The following is a 10,702-nucleotide window of genomic DNA, read 5'->3' as shown; positions in this document are numbered from 1 at the left end:
AATAATCTCTTGCCGCAAACGGGTGAAAAGCGCCGGTTCACCGCGATAGTCCAGTTGTGGTGCATACACATCAAATCCGGCATTTTCGAGCATTTCAACTTTCTCCGGGATCGGATAACTGTTTAGTCCGTGCAAGTAAATTGTTTTTGTTTTTATCATCAAATTTCAGATCTGTAATCGTTTAATCCCAGCCTGAATTAGCCTTTCTAATTCAACCTTCCCCCCAACACCGCAGTTTTCTTGTACTTATTCACCGAACCAGCAGTATTGAAAACCTCGAAGAAGATGACATAAATGCCAATCGGGGCCTTCTGGTTATCATCAGTAATCCCATCCCAGCTGAAAGTTCCCTCACTTCCAAGCAGTTCATTGTTGACCAGCTTACGAACAAGCCGCCCGCGTGAATCGTAAATCGTGACTGTAGCTACATAACCCGGCTGATCAAACCTGTAATTAATATTAAGCACGTCGTCCCTACCATCCAAATCAGGTGAAAAAATTTCAGGATCAACAGTAATAGGATCGTCAATGTAGATTGCTTCGGAAAATTGTGAATTTTTATAACCCGGTGTGGCGTAACCGGCATCTTCGGCAGCTGAATGCCAGTTGGTGATATCAGTTGATGGCCGTTCATAATTTATCCGTTCCAGCGAAACCCCTTTAAAAGAGGTCAGCAGCGGCACATGCATATTTTCGCTGTATGCCATCCGATCAATCAATCCCAATCCTTTGGTGGCTAGTATTACAACCCCATCGGAATTGCTGTACTGCGGCAAAGAAGCCATTTTCACAAATGCTTCGGGATTTTCGGCGAAATATTGTTGCATGACAATATCGGGGTCAGTGGTTAAAACCAGCCAGGCGCCAGGGAAAAACAGCAATCCTTCTTCAGAGATATTTTTTACTGAAGTGATTTCGCCTGTTAACATATCTTCAGTTGCCAGCACAAGGGTACTCATATCCAGTATTTTATCAGATCGGTTGTAAATTTCAACAAAATCAACCCCTGTTACAAAATCCTCTCTGGGATTAAACAACACTTCGTTAATCACAATATTATTTTCAAGCACAGGTTGTGGCAACCCAAACTGCACGATTCGGTTTCGATCAATAATATTTCCCGCGCAATCGGAAAAATCTGAGGAAACTGCAAGTGTATAAATGATGTTTTGCTGAATTGGAGTTGAAGTATTGAGTGTAAGCAAAACCGCCCGGTACTCCGGTTGTATCGGTGTTGCAGACACTGGTTGTCCGATGGTTGGGTTAATCTGGTAAGCAAATGCATTGGATAATAACGTGCTGTCCATTGGCTCGGAAAAATGCAGGGTAATTTCTGTAGCGCTGATCACTTCAATCCGGGAGGCAAAAGGTGGAATCAAATCGGGATTGTCAGCATTTACGGAATTAACAGCGCCGGGTGTACCTCCTGATTGGCTTTTTGAAGCTGTCCAGTTGTTTCCTCCGCCGCATGGGTTGGCCGGATCGATTTGTTCGAGCGACCAGCCTCCAGTCTCTTTGTTGGCATCACCATACCAATCATCTTTGTAGGTTATGGTTGAAATCACCTGGTTGAAAGGGTTTTTCAGGATGATAGTTTGCCCGGCGTTTGTTAGTTGAAATCCGGAGAACCCATAAAATGGGCCAAATTCAGCAAGGGATGGTTCCGCGTTTTCATGCCCGATAATCAAAAATCCTTCGGGTTGCAGTAAAACTGTTTCGAATATTCTTTCCGTTGTACCAATAATCAGTTTCCAGCCTTCAAGGTCAATTAGTTTGCCAGTCTGATTTAACAGCTCAAGGTATTCCTGGTTTGGCAATTCGACCGGTGGGTCAGGATCGGCCATAATTTCGTTGATCTGCACATCAAATGCTGACGACAGGAACCACATGAAACCAGCCTCAATCGGGGGTGACACATTTCCTGCAAGGTCGGTCATGTTTTGGATTGTGATCGTCAACGACATTCCATTGGGAAATGGCCTGTCGAAAGTTAATCGAATTTTGCCTGGATTTTGAATATCGAGCACAGCAGTTACAGGATACTCAATGTTATTGCTGACAATATAGTTCTGGATATTAGCAACCGGGGCCGGTAACAATGCTTCGTTGAAATACAGATCGAGCACGCTGGCGCTCTGTGCTTCGAGTTTCATGAGCTGTGGCGGGTTGGTATCCATCACCACCGGCCCGGCATAAAGTTGATCAAAAAAGAAATTCTTCGCGTTTGAAGTAGTGTATTTGCAATAAACTCCCATAAATGCAGAAGTATTGATCTGGTTGTCAAAACCAGTGGCATCGGTCTGGTAAGCACCAAAACCGGCATTATCGGTTTCAATGGTCCAGTTGCCTGCCTGATCTTGTCGCACACGCACCCAAAATTGAAAAGCACCGGCAATCAGTCCATTGGACCCACGGCAGATTAACGTCGTTGTTTCTCCGTTTTGCCTGTATAACTCAATAGCATCATTGGAGAGGTTTTCGCCGAAACGGAGAAAATAACCATTCACAGTTCCTTCGATATTCTGCTGATCGCTCGCCAGGTAAACCCGCGCCAGGTTATTATCGGAAGGGGCAAAGTTAAGCCTGATCCAGAAGCGCCATTCTGTTTCTCCATTCATCTGAAAGGGCGTGGCCAGATGTGAAATACCGGTTTCCAATGCATTCGACTGTAACTGATATAAACTGTTGACTGTAAAATCGTTAGCATCGCCAGCCCACACAGGATTTTGGTTAAAATCTCCATCACTGAAATCGTCAAATACCTGCCCGATCAGCAGAAAAGGAAACAAAAGCAGGATGATGAAATAAAGCCTCATAACCATCGTATTTAGTGTTGAAAAACGAATTTGTAAATGTAGTACTTTTGCCAAAAATCAAAACTGCTGGAACATGATAATTGCCGTTGCCGGTGCAACCGGGCTGGTTGGGAGCAAGATGTTGAAGGTGCTCGAAGAGCGTAAGGTAAATTTCAGTAAATTAATTTTAACTGCCTCCGAGCGGTCAGTCGGTAGAAATATCCCTTTTGGGGACAAAACATTTCCGGTGGTATCGATGGAAGAGGCTTTAGCAGCCAAGCCAGATATAGCGCTGTTTTCGGCCGGAGCTGAAACTTCCCGTAACTGGGCAGGCCGTTTTGCCGGCCAGGGGACTTTTGTGATCGACAATTCATCGGCCTGGCGCATGTTTGAGGATGTTCCGCTCATAGTTCCCGAAGTAAACGGCAATGCCATCAAACCCGGCCAATACCTGATTGCCAACCCTAATTGTTCAACAATACAAATGGTTGTGGCGCTTGCCCCCCTGCATCACAAATTCAGGATCAAACGCATTGTTGTTTCTACTTACCAATCCGTCACAGGATCAGGAATGAAAGGCATGAACCAGCTTTCCGGTGAGCGCAGTGATTTGCCTTATGACAGGTTTTACCCTCACCGGATTGACCTCAACCTGATTCCTCACGGCGGGAACTTCAATGATGACGGGTACACCTCTGAGGAGCAAAAACTGGTAGACGAAACAAGGAAAATATTAGGAGATCATTCGATTCAGGTCACTGCTACAGTAGTGAGGGTCCCGGTTTATGGAGGACACTCCGAATCGGTAAATGTAGAGTTTAATGAGGCTTTTGAGATGGATGAAATCTTTCGGCTTCTGCACGAAATGCCCGGTGTGACCGTGCAGGATGATCCTTCGTCAGCGTTTTACCCCATGCCATTTTTTGCCGAAGATAAAGATGATGTTTTTGTTGGCCGGATCAGGAGAGACCATTCCGTTGCAAATGCCGTTAACCTATGGATTGTCAGCGATAACCTGCGTAAAGGCGCCGCGACAAATGCCGTTCAGATTGCTGAATACCTGATTGAAAAAGGATTTGTAAAATCAAATTTCCAAAGGACTTAATTCGTGAAGATTTATAAAGATGTTGCTGATTTTGGTGAATTGAAAAATCCCGTTGTAACCATCGGAACCTTTGATGGTGTGCATGTCGGGCATCAGATGGTCATTCGAAAAGTTGTGGATGAAGCACGTTTGCTCGAAGGTGAAAGCGTGTTGATCACCTTTGAACCCCACCCGCGCAAAGTTGTGCAGCCCGGTTACAACCTCAAATTGATACTTTCGATGGACGAGCGCGTTCAACTGTTTGAACAGCTTGGCATTGATCATCTCTTTATTATACATTTTACCAAAGAATTTTCCCAACTCAGTTCCGAAAGTTTTTTAATAAGTTACGTTTTCCAGCCTATTAAACCCGCAAAGCTGATCATTGGTTATGATCATCAGTTTGGAAAAGACCGTAAGGGTGACATTCATTTTTTGCGCCAGATGGCCGGTAATCACGGTTTCAGTGTTGAGCAGGTTGAGATGGAAGACATGGATGGCATACCTGTCAGCAGCACCAGGATAAGGGATGCCATTAAGCTGGGAGATATGAAACTAGCCGCTAAACTGCTGGGTTTTCATTATTCGATCAGTGGAAAGGTGGTGATGGGGAACCAGATAGGCCGAACACTTGGCTTCCCAACAGCCAACATCCATCCTGACGAACCCGAAAAACTGATCCCTTATTATGGTGTATATGCCACGCTGGTTGAGTGTGAAGGGAAAATGTACAAGGGGATGAGCAACATTGGCATTCGGCCCACGCTCAACGAGCACCATCTTACGATTGAAGTGAATATTTTTGATTTCGACAAAGATATTTATGGCCAGCACATAAGGCTTTTTTTCCTCGAACACACAAGGGACGAAAAGAGATTCCGCGACCTTGATCTACTTCGCCGCCGCCTGGTTATCGACCAGTTGAAAGTGAAAAAAATACTGAAAGATGAAGAACATGGAGCAAACGAGAAATAAACTTTTACCGGATGATCGTGATATTTTTTACTAATTTGCGCCCCTTTAACAAATGACAACTTAGGTGAACAGAAATATTCAAAAGATAAGACAGGAATTCCCGGCTTTGGAGCGGCAGATTTACGGAAAACCATATGTTTATTTCGATAATGCAGCCACTACTCACAAGCCCTGCTCAGTCATCAACCGGCTGAAAGAATACTACGAATCAGAAAACAGCAACATACATCGCGGGGTACACTTTCTGAGCCAGGAGGCCACTACTTCGTTCGAACAGACCCGACGGGAAGTCTGCAATTTCATCAATGCCGGCAACACTTCCGAAATCATTTTTACCAAAGGAACCACAGAGTCTATCAACCTTGTTGCAACGGCTTACGGCAACACTTTTTTGGGAAAAGACGACGAAATTCTGATCACCTGGATGGAACACCACAGCAATATTGTGCCCTGGCAAATGCTTTGCCGGCACACCGGCGCAACATTGAAAGTATGTCCTATCACTAAATCAGGAGAATTGATCATAGAAAATTTTGAACAACTCCTTAATGAACGGACAAAGCTGGTAGCAGTCACCCATGTTTCCAATGCCCTAGGAACCATCAACCCGATTAAAGAAATAATCAGCAAGGCACATGAGACCGGAGCAGTTGTTTTGATTGACGGTGCGCAGGCGGTGTCGCACTTAAAGGTTGACGTTCAGGAGCTCGATTGTGATTTTTACTGCTTTTCCGGTCATAAAATGTATGGGCCGATGGGAGTTGGGGTGCTTTACGGAAAAGAGGCACTGCTGGATAAAATGTCTCCTTACCAGGGTGGAGGAGAGATGATTTCAAGTGTCACTTTTGAAGAGACAACATACAATCAGCTGCCTTTCAAATTTGAGGCAGGAACTCCAAACGTTTCAGGAGTGCTTGGACTTGGCGCCGCTATTAAATTCATCAACAACATTGGTTTTGATGTAATCTCCAAACACGAAAATGACCTGCTTGCCTACGGAACAGAAAAACTGAAAGGCATCGGCGGTATTACCTTTTACGGGCAGGCAGCCCATAAAACCGGGGCAATTTCGTTCAATATGGACGGCATTCACCCTTACGATGCAGGAACGATTATAGACAAATTCGGAGTGGCAGTGCGCACAGGTCACCTGTGCACCCAGCCTTTGGTTGATTTTTATGGAATACCCGGATTTATAAGGGCTTCTTTTGCCATTTACAACACCCTTGAAGAAATTGATTTGCTCGAAATAGCGATCAAAAAAACACGTGATATGTTATTATAAAATCTATCGAAACATTGATCATGAATACAATTGAAGCTAAAGGACATGAAATAGTATCAGAGTTCAGCCTGTTTGCCGACTGGCTCGAAAAATACAACTACCTGATCGAAATGGGCAAAGACCTGCCCATGATTGACCCCAAATACAAAATCAAAAACAACCTGATCACCGGCTGCCAGTCCAGCGTATGGCTGCAGGCCGAGTATAAAGATGGGAGGGTTTGGTTCACCGCTGACAGCGACGCTGTGATTACCAAAGGAATTGTGAACCTGTTGATCAGGGTGTTATCAGGAAATACGCCAGATGAGATCATCAACGCCAACCTTGGGTTCATAGACGATATAGGGCTGAAGGAACACCTTTCACCGACACGGTCTAACGGACTGGTTTCGATGATCAAACAAATGAAAATGTACGCCATTGTATTTAAAACCAAATATGAAACAAAGGAGAATCAGCAATGACAGAGTTAAGCGATAAAAAGGCAATCAAAGAAGCTGTAATTGAGGCGCTAAAAACAATTTTTGATCCGGAAGTTCCGGTAAATATCTGGGAATTGGGATTGGTTTATGAGGTGGATGTTACGGACGACAACGAGGTGCATGTGCTCATGACCCTCACTTCGCCCAACTGCCCGGTGGCAGAAAGTTTGCCGGTAGAAGTGGAAGTAAAAGTGGCTGCAGTTCCCGGAGTTGAAGGTGTGGACGTTGAACTGACTTTTGAGCCAACATGGGATGAAGATATGATTTCGGAAGAAGGAAAGTTTGAACTCGGAATGCTATAAAAGAAAAAACAAATCACAACTACCAAACAACAAATAAGTTACCAAAGATAAAATTCAAAAATTTCAAACTGGTTTGGTTGTTTGAAATTTTTAATTCGAAATTATTTGTTTTTTGCCATTTGCTATTTGGAGCTTAATAAACTATGGATACACCCTCCTACAAATATTTACCCGGGATCAACAGCCCTGCTGATCTGAAAAAGATTGACGAGGCTGAACTGCCTGCAGTTTGCAACGAACTGCGGGAGTTTATCATTGATGCTGTGTCCAACAACCCCGCCCATCTCGGGGCGAGCCTTGGCGTGGTGGAACTGACGGTGGCGCTGCACTATGTGTTCAATACACCCGACGACAAGCTGATCTGGGATGTTGGGCACCAGGCCTACGGTCATAAAATTCTCACAGGCCGGCGCGATCTTTTCCATTCCAACCGAAAATTCAAGGGGATAAGCGGATTTCCGAAAATGTTAGAAAGCGAGTATGATGCTTACGGCGTAGGGCATTCATCCACATCTCTCTCCGCTGCTTTGGGAATGGCAGTAGCGGCCAAAATGAAAAACCTCAATGATCGTCATCATATCGCAGTGATCGGCGATGGCGCCATGACCGGCGGAATGGCCATCGAAGCACTGAACAATGCAGGGGTAAACAACCCCAATCTGTTGATTATTCTCAACGACAATGGGATTGCCATTGACAAAAATGTCGGCGCAATCAAGGATTACTTAGCCAACATCGTCACATCAAAAACCTACAACCGCCTAAAAGACAAGATCTGGCACCTGCTGGGCGGAGGTACAAAATACGGCGCCAACACCCGCGCTGTGGTCAAGCAGGTGGGAAATGCCGTGAAAGGAAGTATTCTCAGGCGAAGTAACCTTTTCGAAGCGTTCAATTTCCGGTACTTTGGACCGGTTGACGGGAACGATGTATTGCGTTTAACAAAATTACTGAGAGACATCAGGAACATTCCCGGACCGAAATTGCTGCACATCATTACCACGAAGGGAAAAGGGCTTGAACTCGCTGAGAAACAGCCGGTGATCTATCATGCGCCACCATCAACATTTAACAAGAAAACCGGAGAACTGATTGCCAAAGAACCCTGTGATCATGTTCAGCCTCCAAAATACCAGGTTGTGTTCGGGAGAACAATCATCGAGCTGGCCGAAATGAATCCCAAAATCATAGGAATTACCCCGGCCATGCCCACGGGCTGCTCGCTTGATATGATGATGATCAAAATGCCGGAGCGCACTTTCGATGTGGGAATTGCCGAGCAACACGCGGTCACTTTTGCCGCCGGGATGGCTACTGAAGGGTTTCTGCCATTTTGCAATATTTACTCCACCTTTATGCAACGAGCCTACGACCAGCTAATCCACGATGTGGCGCTGCAAAACCTCAATGTGGTCTTCTGCCTCGACCGCGCAGGGCTGGTGGGCGAGGATGGTCCCACTCACCATGGCGCATTTGATCTGGCCTACCTTCGAACAGTTCCCAATTTGACCATCTGCTCCCCAATGAATGAAGAGGAACTCAGGAATATGATGTTCACTGCCCAACTCGAAAATAAAGGCCCTTTTGCCATTCGCTACCCGAAAGGACGGGGTACAATGAAAAACTGGAAAACACCTTTCTCAGCTCTGGAAATCGGTAAAGGTCGAATAATCGGGGAAGGAAAAGACCTTGCAATTATCTCGATAGGGCCCATAGGAAATGAAGTAGTGAAAGCATGCGAATCTCTTGAAAAAAAGGGAATAAACGCTACTCACGCAGATATCCGGTTCCTAAAACCAATCGATAAAGAGTTGTTGACAGAGATTTTCAGAACATTCGAGTCCATCATTACTGTTGAAGATGGAGCGATCACTGGCGGACTCGGATCGGCAGTGATTGAACTGATGAACGACCTTGGGTTTAAACGAAATATAGTGAGACTGGGTATTCCCGATCGTTTTATCGAACATGGCTCTCAACATCAACTCTGGAGCGAGTGTGGTTATGATGCTGCGGGCATTGTGTCGGCTGCTTTAAAACTTACAGGAAAATTAAAAGTTGAAATATGAGCTGGTTTGAAATCTTATCCCTGACCATTTCCGGGGCTTTGGTCGGATTTATCAACACCCTTGCCGGTGGTGGTTCCATCATTTCCCTTGCGGTGCTGATGATGTTAGGTCTTCCGCCAACAGTGGCTAACGGAACAAACCGGATTGGAGTGCTTGTACAAACGCTTACAGCAGCTGCCAGTTTTAAACAAAAAAAAGTCCTCGAAACCCGCAAAGCACTCTGGCTATCTATTCCTGCGGTTATCGGTTCGATAATAGGCGCCTATATTGCTGTTGATATTAATGAAGTGGTTTTTGAACGGGCTGTCGGCATAATCCTTATCATGATGATGGTTTTTATCATTTACGATCCTTCGAGATGGGTAAAAGAACGCAAGGATCTTATCGAAGCAAAGATCAGCATCAAACAGATAGTAATTTTCTTCCTGATTGGGGTGTATGGAGGATTTATCCAGATAGGTGTGGGTTATTTCCTTTTGGCAGGAATTGTGCTCGGCGCCGGCTACGAGCTTGTTAAAGCCAACGCCATCAAGGTTTTTGTAGTGTTGCTTTACACCCCTTTCACGATCATTGTTTTTTTGCTGAATAACCAAATTCACTGGGCCTATGGCCTGATGATGACTGTTGGGACAATTGCAGGTTCCTATATTGCAGCTCATATGGCCGTGAAGCGCGGCGCTAAATTTGTCCAATGGGTGATCATTATTGTCATTTTGCTCACCGCAGCTGATCTTTTCGACATAATCAACATCAAGGGAATTATTCTTTCACTCAATTAATCGCTATGAAAAACGTTTTCCTTTTCCTGAACTTGGTCGCTCTTGGCCTGATGTTCTCGTGTACCAACCCTGTAAAATCTCCACAAGTGGCAACTCCTTCACGACCCGAATGGGCCATCGTGGTGCACGGAGGCGCCGGATTTATGAACCCCGAAAACCTGACGGAAGAAAAACAGGCTGAATACAACGAACGCCTTGCTGCCGCTTTGCTTGCCGGCGGAGAAATTCTGGAAAATGGCGGCTCCGGTTTAGATGCCGTAGAAGCTGCCATCCGACTGCTGGAAGATTGTCCTTTGTTTAATGCCGGACGTGGAGCAGTGTTCAATGCCGATGGTGTAAATGAACTCGATGCTTCCATCATGGATGGCAAAACCCTGAATGCGGGAGCTGTGGCCAATGTAACCACCATCAAAAATCCGATTTCGGCTGCCCGTAAGGTAATGGACAAATCCCCGCATGTGATGCTGATCAAACAGGGCGCTGAAAAATTTGCTCAGGAGCAGGGACTCGAAATCGTTGACCCATCCTGGTTTTTCACCCAGGAAAGCTGGGATGCACTCCAAAAAGCCAAAGAAAGTGAATTTAAGGAGAAAAGTGGAACCGTGGGCTGTGTCGCTTTGGACAAAAACGGAAACATAGCTGCCGGAACCTCCACCGGTGGGATGACCAACAAGAAGTTCGGACGCGTAGGCGACTCTCCGGTGATTGGCGCCGGGACTTATGCCGACAACAAAACCTGCGGCGTTTCAGCCACCGGACATGGCGAATTTTTCATCCGTAACGTTGTAGCTTACGATATTTCCGCCAGGATGAAATACCTGAACGAACCCCTCGAAACTGCCGCAAATGACATCATCAACAACAAGCTAAAAGCGATGGGCGCCAACGGGGGAGTCATTGCCATGGATAAAAACGGAAATATTGCCATGCC

10 protein-coding genes are annotated in these 10,702 nt (G+C 45.5%); 8 read left to right on the top strand and 2 right to left on the bottom strand.

Features of this window, described 5'->3' with window-relative positions:
- On the bottom strand, nt 1–159 hold a 159-nt coding region (locus IH598_15780; GenBank protein ID MBE0639978.1), incomplete at its 3' end, for a hypothetical protein.
- A 47-nt stretch (nt 160–206) separates the two neighbouring features.
- Complete coding sequence (locus tag IH598_15775; GenBank protein MBE0639977.1) at nt 207–2,816, bottom strand: lamin tail domain-containing protein; 2,610 nt, start codon at nt 2,814–2,816, stop codon at nt 207–209.
- Between the two features lie 73 nt (nt 2,817–2,889).
- Between IH598_15775 and IH598_15770 the strand changes: the two genes are divergently transcribed.
- The 8 genes from IH598_15770 to IH598_15735 all read left to right on the top strand — a co-directional run.
- A complete protein-coding gene (locus IH598_15770) occupies nt 2,890–3,900 on the top strand; it encodes an aspartate-semialdehyde dehydrogenase (protein ID MBE0639976.1) in 1,011 nt (336 codons plus the stop codon).
- Nucleotides 3,901–3,903: 3 nt separating this feature from the next.
- Nucleotides 3,904–4,854, top strand: a complete 951-nt coding sequence (locus IH598_15765; protein MBE0639975.1) for a bifunctional riboflavin kinase/FAD synthetase — start codon at nt 3,904–3,906, stop codon at nt 4,852–4,854.
- Between the two features lie 64 nt (nt 4,855–4,918).
- Nucleotides 4,919–6,139, top strand: a complete 1,221-nt coding sequence (locus IH598_15760; GenBank protein MBE0639974.1) for a cysteine desulfurase — start codon at nt 4,919–4,921, stop codon at nt 6,137–6,139.
- A 20-nt stretch (nt 6,140–6,159) separates the two neighbouring features.
- Entirely contained in the window at nt 6,160–6,603 is a 444-nt protein-coding gene (locus IH598_15755) for a SufE family protein (protein MBE0639973.1), read from the top strand.
- Nucleotides 6,600–6,923: a DUF59 domain-containing protein gene (locus tag IH598_15750; protein ID MBE0639972.1), complete on the top strand. Its 324-nt coding sequence runs from the start codon at nt 6,600–6,602 to the stop codon at nt 6,921–6,923. Before IH598_15755 ends, IH598_15750 begins: the two co-directional genes overlap by 4 nt.
- Before the next feature lie 143 nt (nt 6,924–7,066).
- The gene (locus IH598_15745) at nt 7,067–8,992 is read left to right on the top strand and encodes a 1-deoxy-D-xylulose-5-phosphate synthase (protein ID MBE0639971.1); all 1,926 of its coding nucleotides are present in this window, start codon (nt 7,067–7,069) and stop codon (nt 8,990–8,992) included.
- Nucleotides 8,989–9,771, top strand: coding sequence for a sulfite exporter TauE/SafE family protein (locus IH598_15740; GenBank protein MBE0639970.1), 783 nt, complete (start codon nt 8,989–8,991; stop codon nt 9,769–9,771). The genes IH598_15745 and IH598_15740 overlap by 4 nt, the downstream gene beginning before the upstream one ends.
- A 5-nt stretch (nt 9,772–9,776) precedes the next feature.
- The coding region (locus IH598_15735; GenBank protein MBE0639969.1) for an isoaspartyl peptidase/L-asparaginase at nt 9,777–10,702 on the top strand (926 nt) is incomplete at its 3' end.

This window comes from Bacteroidales bacterium (assembly GCA_014860585.1).
GTDB lineage: Bacteria > Bacteroidota > Bacteroidia > Bacteroidales > 4484-276 > RZYY01.
Note: the sequence above shows the minus strand (reverse complement) of the source record. Positions and strands in the feature narration are given on the sequence as shown.